The organism is Arthrobacter sp. D1-17 (genome assembly GCF_054130535.1).
In genome coordinates, this window is the sequence record NZ_CP096382.1 from 2,970,429 (window position 1) to 2,991,335 (window position 20,907).

The window sequence follows — 20,907 nt, forward strand, 5'->3', positions numbered from 1 at the left end:
TGGTGCTGACCCGGAGCCGTTGCATGTGGTGATTATGTCGCACAAATCATCCGCCGGGTTTAGAGTCTGTATATGCAGTCATCGCACCATACTTCGGGTTTTACGGTCCGGTTGGCTGAGACTGAGGCTCCCCAGCACGGCGCCGGTTCGGCCGCCGGGCGGAGCTTTGCACAGCGGCGGCGCAACCGCCACGGACGCGGCCTTCGCGGGGAACTCATGTTGCCTACGCTGCCCGCCTGCAGGTCCCGCTCGGACCGGTTTGACGAACTGGTCATGGATTCTGCCCAGCGGCTCCACGACATCTGGGGCAAGCTGCTCGACGGCGTACGGTTCGCAGTGGAGGAGATTCCGCCGAACCTTGAGCAGCTCGCCGCGGATAATTCTCCGGCGCCCATGGGCTCCTATACGCCCGCCACCGAGGACGAGGGGCCGATCATCACGCTGTACCGCCGGGTTGTGGAGCAGGGCTGCCCTGTCAAGGAGGAACTTCAGGACCTGGTGCATGACGTGGTGGTGGAGCACACCGCGGAGATGCTCGGCGTCGCCCCGGAAACGCTGGATCCGGTGTATCGCCGGCGCTACTGACCTGCAGCCCGGGCACCGTCGGCCGGGCTGCCATCGCCCGCCCCCTAGTAGCCCAGCGTTACGGGAACTTTCTCCTGTCCTTCCGCGCCCGGCGTGATGGCGACCGTCGCGACGTCGTTCCTGGCATTCTTTGCCAGGAGCACCGCGCCGTAGGCTGCGTCGCCGGCGGCGGAAACCAGGTAAGCGACCACCGGGGACTTGTCGATCTGGTCAGGCACCTGAAGCGAAGAGGTGGTGCCGCCGGCGATATCCGCGGTGGCCGCCGTGCGCACCTTGCCGTCAGCCGTCACAGGTGTGTACGAGATGGCGGCGCGCTCCCCCAGCGCACCGATGACGAGGAACCGCTCGCCGCCGTGCGGAACCGGCACGACGTGCTGGCTGCCGAGCCTGCCAGACGACGGGGTCCAAGCGAAGTCAGTGGCTTGCGCGGCCTGCAGGCCACGGGTTACGCGCGCTGCCGCAACGATCGTCACGTCCGAGCTTGCGGAGACGGTGTACTGCCCTGCGGGCAGTCCGGTCAGCGGTACTTCCGTCACCGTTCCCGCCTTGGCCGTGACAACTCCGCCCGCTGGCAGGGCTTTCTGCCCGCCTCGGCCGAAGACGCTGACTTCAACCACTGCGTCGACTGGGCCCGGGACGGTGATGTGCAGCGCCGGAGCCGCATCGCTGAAGCCGCTTTCCTTCGAAAGGTCCGCGATGCCGGCGGGGTCCTGGATGTCCAGTCCGGTCATGACCTGGAGCGCCGAAGGCGCCGTTCCCGGGACGATGTAGTCAACTCCGCCAGGGGTGAGGCCGCGAAGGACGCTTTGCTGGATGAAAGCGCTCACCGGGCCGCCGGTGCTGCGGGCGTGGACCGTCAGCCGCTCCTGGCCCGGGGCCAGACCTGCGAGCACGATGGAACGCGTGGATCCTGGCGCCACCAGGAGCCCGCGGCTGCCGGGCGCCTTGAGCCGGCCGTCCTTGCCAAACAGTTCAAGATTCACTGTGGCCGGCGTCGTTGACGCGTTGGTCAGATGCAGTACGCTGCTGCGCCCGACCGCCGTGTTCGCCCCTGTCAACCACAGATCGTTAAGCGGTTCCTGGCAGGCGGCAGCCGCGGACCCCTGCAGGTCGCCGTCCGTTGCGGTGTACTCCATGACGCCGGCCGCGGCAGGCTGCCGGTTGCCGAGCGGGTCGGCGCCGAGGACAGTGACACCTTTCACGGGGGTTTCGGCGATGACTCCAGCCAGCTGCGCCGAAGCGCCTGCAGGAGGTTTCGCGGAGCCAGGGTCCTTGGCGATCAGTTGCAGTTCCGAGCCGTCGAGCCGCGAGAGCCTGCTGCCCGGGAGCAGTGCCCCGGCCGCGCCGATCACCGCCGCCGAGACCGTGCTCCGGGCCGTGGCTGATTCCGGACTGAACTGGGGATCCGTTCCTACCGGTGTGCCTTCGAGCAGCTTGGCAGGGCCAGGGCAGACGCCCCGGCTCGCTCCCGCCGGGACCGAGGCCAAAGGCACCTCGAGCTGCTGTCCGCCGGATGGCTCCGGTGCGAACGAGGCTGCCGCCACCATGCCTCCCCCGGCGGCAACGAGTGCCACTGCCGAAAGCAGGCTGACGGCTGCTGCCCGGCGGTTGGGACGGCCGTCCCGTCTGATGGCTGTTGCACCGTTTGCAGAGCCCCCTTCTGCCGAAGGCCCGATTTTTTTAGGAGCGGCGGCTGGGGGGTTCTCGTCCTTATGCATTTTGGTAGTCCTTACGCAACGAGCCTTCGTCCCTGGACAGGCCGGAATTGGGGCGCCGGGCAGGCATGGGCAGTGCCAGCAGGATGGTCAGTCCGATGACTGCTGCCTGGACAATCCCCGTCCACAGCGCCCACGGGTTCTCATAGCGGACCGTCACCTGCCCGGCGTGCGGAGGCAGAGTGAAAGCCTGGGACCAACCCGACGTGGTAGATGTCAGCTTCCGGCCATTTAGCCACGCCGTCCATCCGGGGTCCGCACGTTCGGCAAGGACCAGGAGCCGGCCTTCGGGCCCCTTAGGCACAGCTGTATCCACGCGGGTGAGTTCCGAGGGCAGAAGATTTATGGTGGCGCCCTTGCCGTCAACGATCCGGGCCCGGTGGGCGACGTCGGCAGGCTTCATAACGCGGTGGTTGAGGGGGCTGACGCGCCAAAGCCAGCCTGCATCGGTGGGACCGACAGCCACAAGGCCGGGAACTGCGTCCATGCGGCTCGCGGTCAACTGGGCCGCGGTGTCGTTGGAGCGAAGTACGACGAAGCCCACGCCCAGCCGCTCGAGTTCAGGCCGCGGATCTACGCCATGACCTGCGACCACGGTAGCGACAGTGGTGCGCAAGGCAGCGGTGACTTCATCGTCGTCGCGGATGGTTTCCTGGCCCGGCAGTCCGCGGATGTCGCGGGCAGAGGCAATGGCGGAAAGCGCATCCAGGGTAGTACCCCCGCCCCGCATCAGCGACGCGCCATAGGTCCCGTTCTCACCTATGTGGATCAGCAAGGTACGGGTCTGCTCCGGTCCTTCGCCCCGGTCTATCGCGGTGGCCGGCAGCGTCCGCGGATCAGTGCCAGCCACCATCCGGGGCGTACCGAGCGCCGGTGTCTCCACCGGAATTGCAGTAGACGGCTGTGCGACGTTCTGGGCTGTCCAGGCCGTGAGCCCGGCCACCGGCCCCGCCAGCAGGAGAGTGATGGTAACGGCGGACGCTGCACGCGCAACGGCGGCGCCCCGCCCGGGATGGCCACGGACGGGCGAAGCGGCTCCGGAACCCTTCGTGCCTGCGAGGGCCAGCAGGCTTTCCCCGCCGATCAGGGCAGCACCCAGGAAAGTGAAGACCGCCGCTGAGACGGCAGCGCCGGGGAACGGCGGAACAAGGAACCCGGCTCCGGCGCCGGTGGCGACATGCGAGGCAAGCCAACTGCCTGCCAGCACGATCAGCGCTGCTGCCCACAGGGCGCGGGCCACACGGACCCGCGGGGAGGGCAGAAACAGCGCGCTCAGGGCCAACACCAGCACCGGTGCCCCGATGAGGAGGCCCAGCAGCAGCGCCCACGGCACGGCTCCTCCTCCGAACGGTGCCAGGCCGGACAACCCGTGCGCAGCATCAAAGCTCAGCGGCTGCCCAAGCACCTGTTGCCAGAGAGGGGCCACGTCAAAGCCCAGTGGCATTCCCGGATCCGCCAGGAGCGCACGGGGATGGTCCAGCGTGGACAGAGCAAAAGGAATGAAAAGCGCGGCGGTGGGCAGGAGGGCCCACCACAGGGTGCGGCCCCTCCTCCGCAGCAGGATTGCCGCGACGACAATCACGACGGCGGCCGGCACCAGCAGCGATGGTGCGCTGGCTGTGATCACGGCCAGCGCCAGTCCCGCAGCGGCTGCCGCCGTCCAGGAAGGCGTTCCGTTCACGCCCGGCTTCACTGGAGGTTTTTCTTCGAAGCGCCCACGCGGCTGTCCCTGTGCAGCGTATCGGCCTCGCCCGATGGCCGTGCCTGTGGCACGCAGCAGGGCGAGGACCAGCAACGGCATCAGGACGTGGGCAAGCAATGCTCCGATCCGTCCTTGGTTCAGCGCGACCTGCAGGGCCGGCGCACCTGCCCACACCAGGGCGGCCGCCAGCCGCAGCCGGCGGCGTGAGGTAAGCGCACCGGAAGCAAACCAGGCCGTGAGGCCGGACAGCGGCATGGCCAGCAGGAGCAACCACACGACAGCTCCGTTGGCATTGCCGCCGCCGAGAACGCCCAGAATCCATAAGACGTAGCCAAACGGGTCCCCGTGCCCGGGAAGCCCTGCACCCAGCCCGATCCACCAACTTGAGGCGCGGTGCCAGACCTCCTCCAGGCTGGCGGAGACGGGCAGCAGGGCGCCGCCGGAGACCGCGTCGGCGCGGAAGAGACCGGCGAGGCCGGCAAAGGATGCGACGCAGGCGAGGATGACCGCGGCGAGGGCTCCGTTGCCCACCCAGCCGCGCTCACTGGTGGCCAGCGCGGCGAAGTCGTCAGTAGAGTCACCGCTCGGCTGCTCCGCGAGGGAACCACGTCCCTCGCCTTCTGCCTGGCTGTCGTCGGCGCCCAGGGATTCCATGAGTGACCGGCGGTGGCTCCACACCTCGCGACGTTCAGTCTGCAGCGCATTAACCACCGAACGCCGGACGCGGCGCGTGCGGGCTGCGTTGCGGCGGCCGCGGAAAATGGATGCCGGACGGCCCAGGGCCGCGACAGTTGCCAGAAGCTGCGAGAATCCGTGGCCGGGGTCCTTCACGGCGATGCTGAACACGAGTTTGAAGATGCTGCCCAGGAAGGCCGCCACTGCATGCACGGGGACCAGCCACAGGGGTGCGTGCTTTAGCCGAAGGTGGACCTGCGCCCGGCGTGCCGCTGCAGCGTTGCCCAGGGCATGCGGACGGCGGGCTACGTGGAACATCCTGGCGCTGGGCACCACCACCACACGGTTCCCCGCGAGGCGGTTTCGCCAGCAGAAGTCGACGTCGTCGCCGGTTCCGGGAAGCGCCGGGTCGAACCCGTCCAGCTGCTCCCACACATCACGCCTGACCAGCATGCCGGCCGAGTTGACGGCAAAAGTGTCGGAGCGCCCGTCGTATTGGCCCTGGTCAAGCTCATCTGCCTCGATCAGGGTGAGGCGTTCGGCCCAGCGGCTAGTGGAAAGGCCGACGTCGATGAGTCTGCGCGGCGCGTCCCAGTCCAGCTGTTTGCAGCCGGCCACCGTGACGGAAGGGGCCCGTTCAACGGCGTGCAGCAGTTCAGCGAGAGCTTCAGGTGCGGGGGCAGCATCGTCGTGTATGAGCCAAATCCACTCTGAGGCCGTGCGCGGAGACTCCGCGCCCCTGGATTCCGGCTCCCGCGGCGCCAACGCGGCGAGGGCAGCACTGACGGCCGCCCCCATGCCCGCCCTGCCGGAAGCGGCGCGTGTAACATTGCCACGCCCGAGCCCACGTTCGAGTAGGGCAGCAGAGGTGTCATGCGAACCGGCGTCGACCCCGATGGCAAGGTCAGCCGGCCGGGTCTGGTCCGCCAGCGCTGCCAGGGTCCTGGGTAGATAATCACTGCCGTTGTGGGCTACCACCACAGCAGTGACGTGTACTTCCTGAAGAATTAGACTGCCCGCTTCCTCAGCCGACGGCGCTCACGCTCGGAGAGGCCTCCCCAAATGCCGAACCGCTCGTCGTTTGCCAGAGCGTACTCAAGGCACTGCGACCGGACGTTGCAGGCTCCGCAAACTTTCTTGGCGTCCCGCGTGGATCCGCCCTTCTCGGGAAAAAACGCTTCCGGATCGGTTTGGGCGCACAGCGCATCTGTCTGCCAGCCGAGTTCGCCTTCGTCGGCAAAGTCCTCGCTGCGGGGAAGACCGATCCACACAGGCTGCGTCAGGGTTTCGGCACCCGGAGCCAAGAGCTCCATCGGGGGATCGTCCGGGTCCTCGTCAGGGTCCGGCCCGCCGTCAAGCAGCGCCTCATGCTGTGCAAGGAAGGCAGTGGCCTGATCCTGCAGGGACGCAGTGCTGTCCAGGTTGTACCGCTCGGCGGCATCCGGGTCGGCCGGATCGACGTACCAGTCACTCGGCACTCCGCGAGATCGGTACTTCGCCGTGGCCTGGCCGGCTACAACGGCTTCTTCATGGATACGCTCAGCTTGCCCCATGGCGTCCCTCCTGAATTGGTCAGCCCTGCCCGGACAGTCAGGACACTAGGTTTGTGTGTCCAACGTTTCGCGGCGGCTTTTCAATAGCTAATTACACGCGTGTAACTAGGGGGAGTCAAGCTACGGAGGATAATAGACAACTCATTGGTGATTCAGGCGTCACGCCACGCCCGGGAATGTGTTTGGGAGGCAGCCGGAAGGTACGCACAATCTGACAGCAAGCTTATGGTTTAGCCTCTGCGCGGCGCAATCCTGTGAAAAACGCCGCATTAACTCCAAGGACCTCATGAGAGGGTGTGGCAGATGTCATAGCTGGGCGGCCCGCCGGCCGGCAGCCTGCACGTTCCGGTGCACACCCTCTTCTCCACAAACGTCTTCTTCTTCCAGTAGACACTGGATTCCTGCATGGCAAGATGTAGCCATGAACATCCCGGCCACTGACCTGATGACGGCCCTGCGCTCGGGCCACTCCACCTCCCCCCGCCTGACCTGGTACGGCCCGGACGCCGAACGCGTTGAGCTCTCCGGTCGGGTACTGGATAACTGGGTGGCCAAGACGAGCAACCTGCTGCAGGACGAACTCGATGCAACGCCCGGAAGGCGGCTCCGACTCGACCTTCCGGCGCACTGGAAATCCATCATCTGGGCACTGGCCGCGTGGCAGCTCGGGATGGAGGTTGTCCTGGACGGCAGCGGCGGCGCGGACTTTCTCGCGACGGCTGCACCGGAGGATGCCACGCCGGGGTTCGACGCCGTCGTAGCAGTACCGCTCCCCGCCCTTGCCATGAAGTGGCCCGGCGGACTGCCGGCGGGAGTAATCGACTACGCGGCCGAAGTCCGCTCACACGGTGACGTTTTCATGGCCCATGAGGATCCCGACCCGCAGCACCCGGCGCTGCACACCACAGACGGTGATCCTCTCCGCCACGCGGACCTGCTGGAGACTTTTGCGGCCCGGCATGAGCCCGGGGCCAGGCTGGTGGTCCGCGCTGATGAGGGGCTGGAGTCTGCCCTCGCTAACGCGCTGGGAGCCTGGAAGAACGACGGCTCGGTGGTGCTGGTGCACGGGGATGTGGAGCTGACGGATAACCTGCTCGCAGCGGAGCGGGTGCACGGCGACTGAGTTGGCCCTGCTCCATCAAGATCCTGCCAAGCCAGCATTCCGCCAGACCAACGTTTCGCTAAGCCAGTGCTACTCAGGCCTGACCGGCAGATGGCTCCCGGCAGCGCCGGAGCCCCGCGCCCCGGGCTTCCCCGGTACCGCGGGATCGTTGACTGCGGAATCGTTGACTGCGGAATCGCTTCCTACCGGGACGGTGGTCCGGTGGTGGTGGCCCTCGATGAGCTCGTGGTCGTGGGAGAACTCGGGCTCCTGGTCCAATTCCTCATTGAATACCCAGAAGCGGTAGGCGAAAAAGCGGAAGATGGTTCCCAGCACCAGACCCACCACGCTGCCGGCGATGAAGAGGGATGGCTTGTCGGTGAGGCCCAGGATGTACTTGGCAACCCAGACGCAGCCCGAGGCGATCAGCAGGCCCACAAAATTCATCACAGCAAACAGCAGCGCCTCGCGGAGGACGTTGGCCTGCTTGCGGTGGCGGAAGGTCCAGAACCTGTTGGCGATCCACGAGAAAATGCTCGCCACCACAGTGGCGATAGCCTTCGCCCACACCTCGCTGCCGTGCATAGGCCCGGTAAAGAGCCAGATAAAAACTGCCGAGTCAATGACGAACGCCACACCGCCAACGGCACCGAACTTTGCCACCTCGCGCCAGAAAAGCGAGGCGAGCCCCCGGATGCGATCTGAAAGCGTGTTAATCATGACCCTCCATGGCCGTCTGGTTGTTGGGCCAATGGGCCAAGGTCCCATTTTAGCCCGAATTGACCCGCGCGGCTCCAACCGGCAGGTGGCAGCAGCTCCCACGAGCGGGCGGCGAAGTGAGGCAGCTGAGCCACGCTCCGCCGTCGAAATTCACGGCAATCGCAGGCTCCCGTGCCCCCGAAGCCGGTAACGGCGCTCCTTTTCTGTAGTCTGGAAGATGTGACTTTTCCAGTAATCGGCGTAGTTGGCGGCGGCCAGCTAGCGCGCATGATGGCCCCTGCCGCTACAGCCCTAGGCTTCGAGCTCCGCATCCTGGTTGAAGGTGAAGACGTTTCGGCGGCCTCGGCCGTTCCGAACGCCCCCGTCGGCGACTACAAGGACCTGGCTGCCCTCCTGGAGTTCTCGCAGGGCCTGGACGTGATGACCTTCGACCACGAGCACGTTCCGGCAGAACATCTGCACGAACTGATCGCGGCAGGAGTTAACGTCCAGCCCGGGCCCGACGCCCTCATCAATGCGCAGGACAAACTCGTGATGCGCGCGGCTATCGACCGCCTTGAGCTGCCGAACCCGGATTGGGCGTCCGTGGACGACGTTCAGGCCCTCATCGCCTTCGGCGACAAGATCGGCTGGCCGGTAGTACTCAAAACTCCGCGGGGCGGCTACGACGGCAAGGGTGTCCGGATCGTCGGATCTGCTGGCGAGGCCGCCGAGACGGCCGACTGGTTTGAGGCCATGAGCCCCCTTCTGGCAGAAGCCAAGGTGGAATTCAGCCGCGAACTCTCCGCCCTGGTGGCCCGCACGCCCGACGGCGCTTCGCGCGCCTGGCCCGTGGTCCACACCATCCAGGTTGACGGCGTCTGCGACGAAGTGATCGCCCCGGCACAGGACATTCCGCTGGAGGTTGCCGCCGCGGCCGAGGATGCCGCCCTGCGGATCGCCAACGAACTGGGCGTCACCGGGGTCATGGCCGTGGAGCTGTTCGAAACGCCGGGTTCGGGCGCAGGCTTCCTCATCAACGAACTCGCCATGCGTCCCCACAACACCGGCCACTGGACGCAGGACGGTTCCGTGACGAGCCAGTTTGAACAGCACCTGCGTGCTGTGCTGAACCTGCCGCTGGGCGCAACTGACGTGCTCGGCAGCGTTGTTGTGATGAAGAACTTCCTGGGCGGCGACAACCAGGACCTGTTTTCCGCGTACCCGGCAGCACTCGCCGCGGAGCCTGCCGCGAAGGTCCACTGCTACGGAAAATCCGTCCGCCCCGGCAGGAAAATCGGCCACGTCAACCTCGTGGGCGCGAGCGTCGCGGACGTTGCCACACTGCGTGAGCGGGCCACCACCGTGGCAGAGATTATCCGGAACGGCAGGCCGTCCGGGACGGCAACAGGCTCACCCATGGCATCCGGCGTAACCGAGGAGAACTTATGAACCCCGAATCCCCCGTCAGCCAGGAAACGGATGCGCTGGTAGGCCTCGTCATGGGCTCGGACTCTGACTGGCCTGTCATGGAGGCGGCCGCTGACGCGCTGGCCGAGTTCGGCATCCCCTTCGAGGCCGACGTCGTCTCGGCCCACCGGATGCCCACAGAAATGATCCGCTACGGCCAAACGGCGCACGAACGCGGCCTCCGCGTCATCATCGCCGGGGCCGGCGGAGCGGCCCACCTTCCTGGCATGCTGGCCTCAGTCACTCCCCTTCCCGTCATCGGGGTGCCCGTCCCCCTCAAAACCCTGGACGGCATGGATTCATTGCTGTCCATCGTGCAGATGCCCGCCGGCGTCCCGGTCGCCACGGTCTCGATCGCCGGTGCCCGGAATGCAGGCCTGCTTGCAGTACGGATGCTTGCCGCCGGCACCGACGACCTCGCTGCGAGCCTCCGCAATGATCTTCTGGATTTCGCGCAGGAGCTCAACGACGTCGCCAGCCGGAAGGGCGCCAACCTCCGGCAGAAGGTCAACGAAGTCTTCGCCGAAGGAAACGTTGTTCCGCGGGGCAGCCGCTAGGGAAGGGCCCATGTCCAACACCAAACTGCCAGCAGACGGACTGCTGACGGACCCCGTCCGGTATCCGGCGAGCGCAAGCGAATCAGCCCGGACTAAACGCGCCTTCCTGCTGATCCTCCTCACGCTGTTCGTGCCGGGGAGCGCCCAGATCGCCGCCGGCGACCGGAAGCTGGGGCGCATTGCCCTGCGCGTGACGCTGACCGTATGGGCCCTCGTCATCCTGGCCCTGGTGCTGCTGTTCACCGCCCGGACGCTGCTCATCAACATTGTCGCCAACCCGGTCGCCTCCCTGCTTATCGTGCTGGTCCTGGCCGCCCTGGCGGTCGGGTGGGCGGTGTTGTTCATCAACACGCTGCGGCTGATCCGGCCCGTGCTGTTGGCAAAGCGCATGCGCCCGGTGGTCGTCACCGCCCTTGTCCTTGCCATGGTGCTCAGCAGCGGCTCCCTCGGCTACGCGGCTTACCTGCTCAACATCAGCCGCAACGCCATTGGCAGCATTTTCGCCGGCGGCCCCGCTATTGAACCCGTTGACGGCCGCTACAACTTCCTCATGATGGGCGGCGATGCCGGCGCCGACCGCACGGGCCGGCGCCCGGACAGCCTGTCCGTCCTCAGCGTAGACGCCGAGACCGGCAAGACCGCGATTATTTCCGTCCCCCGCAACCTGCAGAACGCCCGCTTCAGCGAGGGCTCGCCGATGCTGCAGATCTACCCCGACGGCTACAACTGCGGAAACGACTGCCTCATCAACGCGATCAACACTGAGGTCACCAACAAGTACAAGGACCTGTACCCCGACGCTGCCGATCCTGGAGCCCAGGCCACCCTCGAGGCCGTCTCGGGAACGCTCGGCATCACGGTCCAGGCGTACGTGCTCGTGGACATGGACGGCTTCGCCAAGCTCATTGACGCGATGGGGGGCATCCGCATCAAGGCCGGGGGCTGGGTACCCATCAGCGGACCGATGGTGGATGAAGCCAACGGCATCCACGGCATGCCGGATGGCTGGATTCCGGCCGGCGACCAGAAGCTCAATGGCTTCCAGGCCCTCTGGTACGGCCGGTCCCGGGAGTTCGTGGACGATTACGCACGAATCCAGCGGCAGCAGTGCGTCCAGCAGGCGATGCTTAAACAGCTGGACCCGGCCACGCTCCTTGCCAAATTCGAGGACATCGCCAACGCCGGCACCAAGGTGGTGGACTCCAACATATCCTCCAGCCAGCTCGGCAGCTTCGTGGACCTCGCCATGAAGGCCAAGGGCCAGGAAATCAGCCGCCTCACCATCGGCCCGCCGGACTTTGACGCGTCCTTCTCCACTTCGCCAGACTTCGAGGTCATCCATGACCGCGTCAGGAAGCTGCTGAGCGGCACCGGCTCCGGTCCTTCACCGGCTGCGGCACCTGACGACGCGCTGCAGCCGCAGCATGCCGGCGTCGCCACTGGCCTGACGGCAGCCGGCCCCGCTGCCCCGGTGACCGTACAGGTGCCCACGCCCCCGCCGTCGGATTTCACCCCGGTGACCACAACGCCCGCCGGTGAGCCAATCACCGAAGAGATGCTGAACCAGCTCAAGCGCGAGGGGAACGAGCAGGCCATCCGCGAACTCGTGGCCACCAACGGCCAATGCGCCCCCCTCTGACCACCACGTGCTTTTAGAAAGAAGGACACCCGGCTGTGTACGAAATCGATAACGTCCTCCGGCCGTACGCCTGGGGCTCGACGACGGCGATCGCCGGGCTCCTCGGCAGGCCGGAGTCGGGCGGTCCCGAGGCGGAGTTGTGGGTCGGTGCACACCCCGACTCACCTTCTGTCGCAACGCGCCCCGACGGCACGGCGGTCCCCCTTGATGAATTGATTTCCGAGGACCCCGACCATTACCTGGGGGAAGCCTCGGTGGCCGCCTTCGGACCCCGATTGCCCTTCCTCACCAAGGTTCTCGCGGCCGCCAAGCCGCTGTCACTGCAGGTGCACCCCAGCCTTGACCAGGCCAGGGCCGGCTTCGCCCGCGAGAACGCTGAGGGCATTGCAGTCGATGCCGCCAACCGCAACTACCGGGATGACAACCACAAGCCGGAAATGATTTACGCGCTGACACCCTTTGAGGCGCTGTGTGGGTTCCGGAAGCCGGAGACGTCCCGTGATGTTTTCCTGCACCTGGCCGGGTGCCTCGAGCTCTCGGGATCCGGCGTACCCGCGGTGCTTTCCGAGGTCATCGACGACCTCTCCCAGTCCGAGGAACGGGACGCCCTGCGGTCCGCGTTTGAGCGGCTGATCGCCGGCGGCGACGGCGTCACCGAGGCAACGAAGCGTGTTGTCGACGCGCTGGCAGCCGGCGCCCCCATGGCGCCCTACCAGCCGGAGTTGTCCACCGTGCTGAGCCTGAACAGCGAGTACCCCGGCGATCCTGGCGTGCTGATTTCCCTGCTGCTCAACCGCTTCTCGCTGGAACCGGGCGAGGCCGTCTACCTGCCCGCCGGCAACGTCCATGCGTACCTCCGCGGCCTGGGCGTTGAGGTCATGGCGTCCTCAGACAACGTGCTGCGCGGCGGCCTCACGCCGAAATTTGTTGACGTGCCGGAGCTGCTGAAGACTGTCGCCTTCGAGTCCGTTGGGATACCCATGCTTCGCGCCGAGACGTCCGAACTCGGGCAGGAGCTCTACCGGCCGCCGTTCCGCGAATTCCAGCTCCAGCGGATCGAAACGGTTCCCGGCGGCCCCCCTGTGCCGCTGGCGCAGTCAGGGCCGGCGGTGGTCATTGTCACCTCGGGGTCCGTCTACCTGGATTCCCCCAAGGGCGACCTGCGGCTGGACCACGGCCGAAGCGCGTTCCTCCCGGCGGCCGACGCGCCAGTGAACGTCCACCCGGTTTCCGGATCCACTGACGCTGCTGTGGCCTTCGCCGTAACCACCGCGCTGAAGGCCTGATCGCTGTGGAATACTTTCTGCAGACCGAGGCGTGGGCCGACTTCCAGCGGTCCCTCGGACGCCGCGTCCACCAGCGGTCCGGCGAGGGCTGGAGCTTCCTGGCCATCGAGGAAAAGAACCCCGCCGGCAAGGTGCTGTACGCGCCCTACGGGCCGGTGGCCCGGTCCGCCGCTGCATTTGACGACGCGCTGGCAGCCCTGGTGGAGCTCGCAAAATCGTGCCACGCGGTCTTCGTCAGAATCGAACCCGTGACGGCCGGGCTGGACCCGGCAACGGCAGCCGGCGAGCTGAAGAGCCGGGGGCTCCAGCCTGCCCCCGTCAGCCAGCAGCCAGAGCTCAGCTGGATCGTGGACCTCGACCGGGACTTCAAGGACGTCCTGGCCGACATGAAGCCGGTCAACCGGAACCTCTACCGGAACATCCACAAAAAGGGTGTCACGTTCCGTTCCACCCAGGATCCGGAGGACATCAGGATCCTGCTGAACTTCCTGCACCTGACAGCTCGGCGCAACGGCTTCAAGCCGCAAAGCGACGAGTACCTGACTCAGGTGGCCGAGTCCATGATGCCTGCTAAAGCGGCAACCCTGTTCGTGGCCGAACTCCACGGGGGACCCATCGCAGCGGCCCTTGCCTACGATTCCGCGGATACCCGGACGTATGCCCACGCTGCCATGGACGACACCCACCGGAAGCTCAGCGCAGGCATTCCGCTGTTGGTCACCCTGATGGCCGACGCCAAGGAAAAGGGCCTGAAGCACGTGGACCTCTGGGGCGTGGCGCCTGCCGATGAGCCTGACCATAAGTGGGCCGGGTTCAGCGCCTTCAAGAAATCCTTCGGGGGGCGAGAAATTGCCTATCCGGGAACCTGGGACCTGCCCGTGAACAAGCCCCGCTACGCTGCCTACCAGGTAGCCCGCAAGCTCCGCGAGGCGCTCCGCACCGCCCTCAAGCGCATCAAACGCCCCACCTCTTAGCGCGAACGGACACTTGCGGCCCCGTCGCCGGGATGCTTCGGGGCCACAAGTGTCCGTTCGCGCCGCATACCCAGCTTTTGCCTGTGGATAACGCTTCGGCGGGCCCTTGACCGCCACACACTGGAGCATGGGCCTCTCACCACTACCCCAGCATCTGCTGGCGGGATCATTCACCTCAGTACAGGCTGTGGCCCAGGGCGTGTCCCGGAAACGCCAGCGGCAGCCCGACGTCGTCATCCCTTCCCGCGGTATCCGCGTTCCTCTTGAGGGCGAGCCAACCACGGGCGCACATCTGCGGGCGTACGCCGCGGTGGCGGCACGGTCCACCTTGACACATCATTCCGGGGCCAGGATATGGGGCTTTAGCCTTCCCGGCTGGATGGAAGAGGACTGGAAAATCCATGTGGCACGCGGCCGGGACGACAGCAAACCACGTCGGCGAAACGTCGTCGGCCATCGCCTTACTCTTGGACCAGGCGAAGTGGTGGTCCACGACGGCGTCCGGGTCACCTCGCCGGCACGTACTTGGCTCGATCTCGCCAACCTGCTTAGCGTCGACGACTTGATCGCCGCGGGAGACTGCGTGGTGGTTTCCCACGGCCCGGACTTTCCGAAGCCGAGATCGCCCCTGGCGACTATTGACGATCTGCGGCGAATCATTGCCGCGCACCCGGGCATGCGGGGCATGAAAACAGCGCGGCTGGCCCTCCCCGAGATCCGTGTAGGGGCAGACTCGCCGCAGGAAACAAGAATGCGGCTGGTTCTGGCCAGGACGAAGCTAGGCGAACCCATTCTGAATCACGTGATTCACAGCAGCTGGGGCCAGCCGGCCGTGTGGCCGGACGGTGCATATCCGGAACACCGCCTTGCGCTGCAATACGACGGCTCACATCATTCGGATCCGGAGCAGGCCGCGCGCGACAGGAAGCGCAAGGAGCTCACCGAGCGCCTCGGCTGGACGGAACTCAGAATATACAAAGACGATCTCGACGGCGACAGGCCATTCGTCCTTGAGAAGGTTCGGGCTGCGCTGGACCGACGGCTGCGGCGCGGGGCGTCGGGCGCCTAGGACGCCCTCCACCCCGGGGCAGCACGAACGTACACTTGTGGCCCCAAACCGGTTCGGAATTGGGGCCACAGGTGTACGTTCGCGCAGGGACACGCGCACCGTCCGCGCAGCGGGGCGCTGATCGCGCAGAGAGGCGCTCTATTTGCGCCGGGTTGCGACTAGCTCCTGCGGGCGTAGCCTTCCCACTTGCTGGCCTGGTGCTCGCCGTCAACGAAACGGATCGTGCCGGACTTGGAGCGCATCACGATCGACTGCGTCAGCACCTTGTCCTTGTCGTACCGCACACCCTTGAGCAGGTCGCCGTCAGTGATGCCGGTGGCGGCGAAGTAGCAGTTGTCGCTCTTGACGAGGTCGTTCGTGGAGAGGACGCGCTCAAGGTCGTGGCCGGCGTCGATAGCCTTTTGCTTTTCGTCATCACTGGTAGGCCAGAGCCGGCCCTGGATGACGCCGCCGAGTGACTTGATGGCGCAGGCGGCGACGATGCCTTCAGGCGTTCCGCCGATACCCATCAGCGCGTCCACGCCGGTGCCGGAGCGGGCAGCGGCGATGGCGCCGGCAACGTCACCGTCCATGATGAACTTGGTGCGGGCGCCGGCCTCGCGGATTTCCTCCACCAGCGGGCGGTGGCGGTCACGGTCGAGGATCATGACGTTGAGCTGGTTGACCTTGACGCCCTTGGCCTTGGCGATCAGGTGCAGGTTCTGCTTGACGGGCAGGCGCAGGTCCACCATGTCCGCAGCTTCGGGGCCCGTGACGAGCTTCTCCATGTAGAACACTGCCGACGGGTCGAACATGGAGCCGCGTTCTGCCACGGCCAGGACGGCGAGGGCGTTGTTGATGCCCAGCGCGGTCAGGCGGGTTCCGTCGATGGGATCGACGGCGACATCGCACTCGGGACCGGTGCCGTCACCTACCTGTTCGCCGTTGAACAGCATCGGGGCTTCGTCTTTTTCACCTTCACCGATGACCACTACGCCGTTGAAGTGGACGGTGTGAAGGAAGGAGCGCATTGCATCGACGGCGGCGCCGTCTGCCTTGTTCTTGTCGCCGAATCCGACCCAGTGGCCGCCGGCGATTGCCGCGGCTTCCGTGACGCGGACAAGCTCAAGTGCGAGGTTGCGGTCCGGCTCGTCGGTTCCGACGGCGAGCGAGGGGGAAAGCGTTGAATACTTCTGGGTCATGGACGCTGGTGACACGTGAACCTCTTCTTCGAGTGGCGATCATTGAACCCGCTGTGCCATGGCAGGCACGCGCGGTGATTCCTCTGTTACTGATCATAGTCGCGGCAGGCAGCAGAGGTGGTGGCATGACCAACGTGTGAAGCTCCTCACCGCCCACTGCCCGGAATGTGAGATCAGAGCGTGCATGGGCGACTATAGAAGGGTGAGTGAAACGCAGGACAGGTCCGCCCCCGATAACCGCGCAGCCGGGCACGGCTCCTCTGCGGCCTCCCCCGATCCGGCCGCCCAGCCGGTCAAGCCGGTGATCCCCGCCGCTGCGGCCAAGCGTGCCAATGCTTCCGTCATAGGAATGATCATCGCGCTGGTGGTCAGCATCGCCGCCTTCCTGCCGATCGTCCTGATGAATCCGGCGCCGAAGACGGAAGGTTTCCGTCCGGATATCAACGTCAGCGCGGTGGCCGGCAACGCGGCAGGTGTGGCGGGATTCACACCGGTCGCGCCGGAACCTGGCGACACATTCAGACCCAATTACGCCCGTTGGGAGGCCGGGACAGCATCGGGGGTGCCCACGTGGGAGGTCGGATATGTCACCGCCAAGGAAGCTTTCATCGGCCTGGTCCAGACCCGTCGGGCAAATCCCACCTGGCTACTGCAGGAAACAAAGAATGCGCCGGTGACCGGCACCCGGGAGGCCGGGGGCCGCGACTGGGAGCTCCGGGACACCGGCAAGGGTGAGAAAAACATGGTGCTGAACCACCGCGGAACCACCGTTATCCTGCGCGGTGACGCCCAATTGGACGAATTCGCGGCACTGGCTGCCGCCGTCGTAAAGTCCATGGACAGTAACCCGGCAGTAACGGTTTCCCCTTCGGTGACCCCCAGCCCGTAAGGTAGGGCCGTGGCAACTTATTTGACCCCTGCTCTGGCCTGGCGCCGCCTGCGCGAAGGAAACGAACGCTTCGTCAGCGGTGATACCTCTCACCCTAACCAAGACGCCTCACGGCGGTCGTCCCTGGTGGAAAACCAGCACCCCTTCGCTGTGATTTTCGGCTGCTCGGACTCACGGCTCGCCGCAGAAATCATTTTCGACGTCGGCCTTGGTGACGTTTTCGTGGTGCGGACCGCGGGACAGGTCATCGATGACGCCGTCCTGGGCTCGCTCGAGTACAGCATCGGCGTGCTGGGGGTGCCGCTGATCGTCGTGCTCGGCCACGATAGCTGCGGCGCGGTAAGCGCCACCAAGTCCGCGGTGGAAACCGGGCAGATGCCCACGGGCTTCATTCGGGACCTCGTGGAGCGCATCACGCCGTCAGTGCTGACATCCCTCCGCAATGACCAGACCGAGGTCAACGACATGGTGGTAGAGCACGTCAAGCAGACCTCACAGCGGCTCGTCGACAGCTCGCGTGTGATTTCGGACGCAATCGAAAAAGGCCAGGCAGCGGTCATCGGGCTTTCTTACAGCCTTGCAGAGGGCCACGCGGAGCTTGTTTCCGGAATCGGCGAGCTTTAGGGCTGCCAACGGCGGGCCCTTTCGGGACCGCCGTAGCAAGCAGTTCACGGTTTTCGATGCGGCGGAAGATCACCCTAAGCTAGCCCCATGACTTCCACTGAAGAGTTCCGTATTGAATATGACACGATGGGCGAAGTCCGCGTCCCCGTGAACGCCCTGTACCGCGCGCAGACGCAACGTGCAGTCGAGAACTTCCCGATCTCCGGAAAGACCCTGGAACGCGCGCACATTGAGGCGCTGGCCCGGGTCAAGAAGGCCGCTGCCCAGGCCAACGCAGAACTGGGCGTGCTCGACGGCGAGCTGGCCAAGGCGATCGCGGAAGCTGCCGATGAGGTGGCCACGGGCAAGTACGACGGCGACTTCCCCATCGACGTTTTCCAGACCGGCTCCGGCACGTCCTCGAACATGAACACCAACGAGGTCCTTGCCGAGCTGGCTACCCGCGCCCTCAAGGCCGCCGGCAGCGACAAGGTGGTCCACCCCAACGACCACGTCAACGCCTCGCAGTCCTCCAACGACGTGTTTCCCACCTCGGTCCACGTGGCCGCCACCTCGGCCCTGCTCAACGACCTCATCCCGGCGCTCGGCTACCTCGCCGAGTCCCTTGAGCGGAAGGCCGTTGAGTTCAAGGACGTCGTCAAGTCCGGCCGCACCCACCTCATGGACGCCACCCCCGTGACCCTTGGCCAGGAGTTCGGCGGCTACGCGGCGCAGGTCCGCTACGGCATCGAGCGCATCAACGCTGCGCTTCCCCGCGTAGCGGAGGTTCCCCTCGGCGGCACCGCCGTAGGCACCGGCATCAACACCCCGGCGGGCTTCCCCGAGCGCGTCATCGAACTGCTCGCCACCGACACCGGGCTGCCCCTGACCGAAGCCCGCGACCACTTCGAAGCCCAGGCCAACCGCGACGGGCTCATCGAAGCTTCAAGCCAGCTGCGCAACATTGCCATCTCCTTCATGAAGATCAACAATGACCTGCGCTGGATGGGCTCCGGCCCCAACACCGGCCTCGGCGAAATTGCGATCCCCGACCTGCAGCCGGGCTCATCCATCATGCCGGGCAAGGTCAACCCTGTCATCTGCGAGGCCTCCATCATGGTGTGCGCCCAGGTCATCGGCAACGACACCGCCATCGCCTGGTCCGGCACGAACGGCGCCTTTGAACTGAACGTCGGCATCCCGGTGATGGCGGCGAACCTGCTCGAATCCGTCCGCCTGCTGGCCAACACCAGCCGCGTCATGGCGGACAAGATGATCGACGGCATCACCGCCAACACCGAGCGCGCCCGCTTCCTGGCCGAGGCCTCGCCGTCCATTGTCACCCCGCTGAACAAGTACATCGGGTACGAGAACGCCGCCAAGATCGCCAAGAAGGCCGTCGCTGAAGGCCTCACGATCCGCGAGGCCGTGGTCGCCATGGGCTTCCTGGAACGCGGCGAACTGACCGAGGAGCAACTGGACACCGCCCTGGACGTCATGTCGATGACGCGCCCGCCGCACAAGGCATGACTTTCTGAGGTCTGGACTTCCCAGAACTGACGTACAACAGATCTGACGTACGACGGCGGCCGCCCACCTTCCCTGCGAAGGCGGGCGGCCGCCGTGGTTGAGGCAGCTTTTGCACCGCATGGGATCTTGCGCCTCCTGGGCCACAAGTGTCCGTTCGCGCAGCGATTCTTGCTGGGCTTGGGCCCGAAGTGTCCGCTCGCGCCGCGACTCTTGCCAGGCGAGGGCACCAAGTGTCCGTTCGCGCAGTGATTCTCCCTAGGCGGGGAGCACGGCCATGGCGGCGGCGGCGCCGGCCAGCATGAAGGGGCCGAAGGGAATCGCGGATTTGAGCGTGCCGCGCCGCGACACCAGCAGGGCGATGCTCCACAAGCCGCCCAGCAGGAACGCGGCGAACGTGCCCGCAAAGACGTGCGTCCAGCCCAGATACCCCAGGTACATTCCCAGCACGCCAGCTAACTTCACGTCGCCGAAGCCCATCCCGGGCGGATACACCAGCCGCAGGACGAAGTAGAACAGCCAGAGGACCGCTCCCCCCGCCAGGATCCGGAGTGCGGGCACCCCGAACAACTGGGCCGCGGCATCCGGCACGCCGCTTCCGGGCGCCGTGATCACCAGGCTGGCTACGGCCCCAAGCAATAAGCCTCCCGCAACGGCATAGGACGGGAAAACGATCCTGTTCGGCAGCAGGTGGTGGCGGATGTCGATCACCGTCAGCCGCACGGCCATTACGGCGAAGTAGGCGCAGGCAGCGAGGACCAGCCAAAAGGCGGGAGGGGCCGCCTGCCAGAGTCCGTCCAGTCGTTGGATCACTCTCGGATGCTACTGGATCCGGTCCGTCCGCCGCGCGCCCCCCGCGTAAACTGTGGATATGGGGACCTGGGATGCCAAACACCGGCAGGAGCACGGCGGATCCGCGATGTCACTGGACCCCGGAACCTTTCGGAACCTCTGCCGATCGTCCCCTTGGAAATGGCAATCCCTCCGGTTCGAATACCGCGAGACCTCCGGCGCAGGCCCGGTGCGTGCCTGGCTGCGCCGCCCTGGTGCACTCCGTCTTGAAGCTATGGACGGCACGCTGCTGCACAGCACCACCGGAATCAACGATTCCCGGGACGGCCTGTATATCAGCGCCACCCGGCGGTCGTGGCTCCTGCCGGCGCATCTGGTCACGCCCGTTTACGACGGCGCAGGGCTGGTCAGGCGCCGCCCGGAGGCGGCGTACGGTGAACCGTCGTTCGGAAACAGCCGCCTTGCCGCAGCCCTTGATCCTGTGGAGCTCGCCGGCAACGCTCCCGTTCCGATGGAGTTCCCCCATGCCAACGCTGTGGAGCTGCTCGAACCGGTGGGGGAGGTCGAGCACGAAGGGCGCCCCGCTTGGGAGGCGGTGGTGACTCCGAATCCAGGCTACCGTCCGCTGGATCCGGAGTACCCCCTATGCGGACCGGGGCGGACACGCATCCGAATCGATATCGGAACCGGTGTCTGTGTGTCCTGCGAAGCCCTGGATAAAGGACCGGATGCTCCCGGACATGCCATCCGCATCCTCGCCGTCGACGAATACATGCTTGATGACCTCTTCGTCGCTGAACCGGTGAACCTGACGGACGTTCGGGAGCACATCCAGTGGCCGCTGCATCCCGACCCCGCCTGAGCTGGCAGGCGTGGGCTAGGCTTCCCT

Annotated in this window: 18 protein-coding genes; 12 read left to right on the forward strand and 6 right to left on the reverse strand. The window is 66.0% G+C overall.

Annotated features, from left to right (window positions below; genetic code table 11):
• The first annotated feature begins 72 nt into the window (after positions 1 to 72).
• Complete coding sequence (locus tag M1E01_RS13790) at positions 73 to 585, forward strand: metallopeptidase family protein (protein WP_457972137.1); 513 nt, start codon at positions 73 to 75, stop codon at positions 583 to 585.
• 44 nt (positions 586 to 629) lie between these two features.
• Here the strand turns inward: M1E01_RS13790 and M1E01_RS13795 are convergent, their stop codons facing one another.
• Genes M1E01_RS13795 through M1E01_RS13805 form a run of 3 tightly spaced genes read right to left on the reverse strand, consistent with a single transcriptional unit; the run spans position 630 to position 6,230 of the window.
• Positions 630 to 2,303 (reverse strand): DUF5719 family protein, encoded by a 1,674-nt coding sequence (locus tag M1E01_RS13795; RefSeq protein ID WP_457972138.1) that lies wholly within the window; start codon positions 2,301 to 2,303, stop codon positions 630 to 632.
• Positions 2,296 to 5,655, reverse strand: a complete 3,360-nt coding sequence (locus tag M1E01_RS13800; protein WP_457972139.1) for a glycosyltransferase — start codon at positions 5,653 to 5,655, stop codon at positions 2,296 to 2,298. Before M1E01_RS13800 ends, M1E01_RS13795 begins: the two co-directional genes overlap by 8 nt.
• Before the next feature lie 29 nt (positions 5,656 to 5,684).
• Positions 5,685 to 6,230 (reverse strand): WhiB family transcriptional regulator, encoded by a 546-nt coding sequence (locus M1E01_RS13805; RefSeq protein WP_457972140.1) that lies wholly within the window; start codon positions 6,228 to 6,230, stop codon positions 5,685 to 5,687.
• A gap of 421 nt (positions 6,231 to 6,651) precedes the next feature.
• On the opposite strand from M1E01_RS13805, the gene M1E01_RS13810 reads away from it, so the two are divergent.
• Positions 6,652 to 7,353 carry a TIGR03089 family protein gene (locus tag M1E01_RS13810; RefSeq protein ID WP_457972141.1) on the forward strand — a complete coding sequence of 234 codons (702 nt, stop codon included), beginning with the start codon at positions 6,652 to 6,654 and terminating at the stop codon, positions 7,351 to 7,353.
• A 69-nt stretch (positions 7,354 to 7,422) separates the two neighbouring features.
• Here the strand turns inward: M1E01_RS13810 and M1E01_RS13815 are convergent, their stop codons facing one another.
• Positions 7,423 to 8,052, reverse strand: a complete 630-nt coding sequence (locus M1E01_RS13815; RefSeq protein ID WP_457972142.1) for a GtrA family protein — start codon at positions 8,050 to 8,052, stop codon at positions 7,423 to 7,425.
• Between the two features lie 267 nt (positions 8,053 to 8,319).
• Here M1E01_RS13815 and M1E01_RS13820 point away from each other — a divergent pair, with 267 nt between their 5' ends.
• From M1E01_RS13820 to M1E01_RS13845, 6 genes are all read left to right on the forward strand, one after another.
• Positions 8,320 to 9,483 (forward strand): 5-(carboxyamino)imidazole ribonucleotide synthase, encoded by a 1,164-nt coding sequence (locus M1E01_RS13820; RefSeq protein WP_457974971.1) that lies wholly within the window; start codon positions 8,320 to 8,322, stop codon positions 9,481 to 9,483.
• Positions 9,480 to 10,058, forward strand: a complete 579-nt coding sequence (gene purE / locus M1E01_RS13825; RefSeq protein ID WP_457972143.1) for a 5-(carboxyamino)imidazole ribonucleotide mutase — start codon at positions 9,480 to 9,482, stop codon at positions 10,056 to 10,058. The genes M1E01_RS13820 and purE overlap by 4 nt, the downstream gene beginning before the upstream one ends.
• Before the next feature lie 10 nt (positions 10,059 to 10,068).
• The gene (locus M1E01_RS13830; RefSeq protein ID WP_457972144.1) at positions 10,069 to 11,697 is read left to right on the forward strand and encodes an LCP family protein; all 1,629 of its coding nucleotides are present in this window, start codon (positions 10,069 to 10,071) and stop codon (positions 11,695 to 11,697) included.
• A gap of 35 nt (positions 11,698 to 11,732) precedes the next feature.
• Positions 11,733 to 12,983, forward strand: coding sequence for a mannose-6-phosphate isomerase, class I (gene manA, locus M1E01_RS13835; RefSeq protein WP_457972145.1), 1,251 nt, complete (start codon positions 11,733 to 11,735; stop codon positions 12,981 to 12,983).
• A 5-nt stretch (positions 12,984 to 12,988) separates the two neighbouring features.
• Complete coding sequence (locus tag M1E01_RS13840) at positions 12,989 to 13,957, forward strand: lipid II:glycine glycyltransferase FemX (protein ID WP_457972146.1); 969 nt, start codon at positions 12,989 to 12,991, stop codon at positions 13,955 to 13,957.
• Between the two features lie 127 nt (positions 13,958 to 14,084).
• Positions 14,085 to 15,026, forward strand: a complete 942-nt coding sequence (locus M1E01_RS13845; RefSeq protein ID WP_457972147.1) for an endonuclease domain-containing protein — start codon at positions 14,085 to 14,087, stop codon at positions 15,024 to 15,026.
• A 158-nt stretch (positions 15,027 to 15,184) separates the two neighbouring features.
• Here M1E01_RS13845 and glpX read toward each other — a convergent pair whose 3' ends face one another.
• A complete protein-coding gene (gene glpX, locus M1E01_RS13850) occupies positions 15,185 to 16,207 on the reverse strand; it encodes a class II fructose-bisphosphatase (RefSeq protein WP_457974972.1) in 1,023 nt (340 codons plus the stop codon).
• A gap of 184 nt (positions 16,208 to 16,391) precedes the next feature.
• On the opposite strand from glpX, the gene M1E01_RS13855 reads away from it, so the two are divergent.
• From M1E01_RS13855 to M1E01_RS13865, 3 genes are all read left to right on the forward strand, one after another.
• Entirely contained in the window at positions 16,392 to 17,096 is a 705-nt protein-coding gene (locus M1E01_RS13855) for a DUF4245 domain-containing protein (protein WP_457972148.1), read from the forward strand.
• A gap of 9 nt (positions 17,097 to 17,105) precedes the next feature.
• Positions 17,106 to 17,720 carry a carbonic anhydrase gene (locus M1E01_RS13860; protein WP_457972149.1) on the forward strand — a complete coding sequence of 205 codons (615 nt, stop codon included), beginning with the start codon at positions 17,106 to 17,108 and terminating at the stop codon, positions 17,718 to 17,720.
• Between the two features lie 87 nt (positions 17,721 to 17,807).
• Positions 17,808 to 19,229 (forward strand): class II fumarate hydratase, encoded by a 1,422-nt coding sequence (locus tag M1E01_RS13865; protein ID WP_457972150.1) that lies wholly within the window; start codon positions 17,808 to 17,810, stop codon positions 19,227 to 19,229.
• 255 nt (positions 19,230 to 19,484) lie between these two features.
• Here M1E01_RS13865 and M1E01_RS13870 read toward each other — a convergent pair whose 3' ends face one another.
• On the reverse strand, positions 19,485 to 20,039 hold the full coding sequence (locus tag M1E01_RS13870; protein ID WP_457972151.1) for a prepilin peptidase: 555 nt from the start codon (positions 20,037 to 20,039) through the stop codon (positions 19,485 to 19,487).
• Between the two features lie 58 nt (positions 20,040 to 20,097).
• Between M1E01_RS13870 and M1E01_RS13875 the strand changes: the two genes are divergently transcribed.
• On the forward strand, positions 20,098 to 20,880 hold the full coding sequence (locus tag M1E01_RS13875) for a hypothetical protein (RefSeq protein ID WP_457972152.1): 783 nt from the start codon (positions 20,098 to 20,100) through the stop codon (positions 20,878 to 20,880).
• Positions 20,881 to 20,907 lie beyond the last annotated feature (27 nt).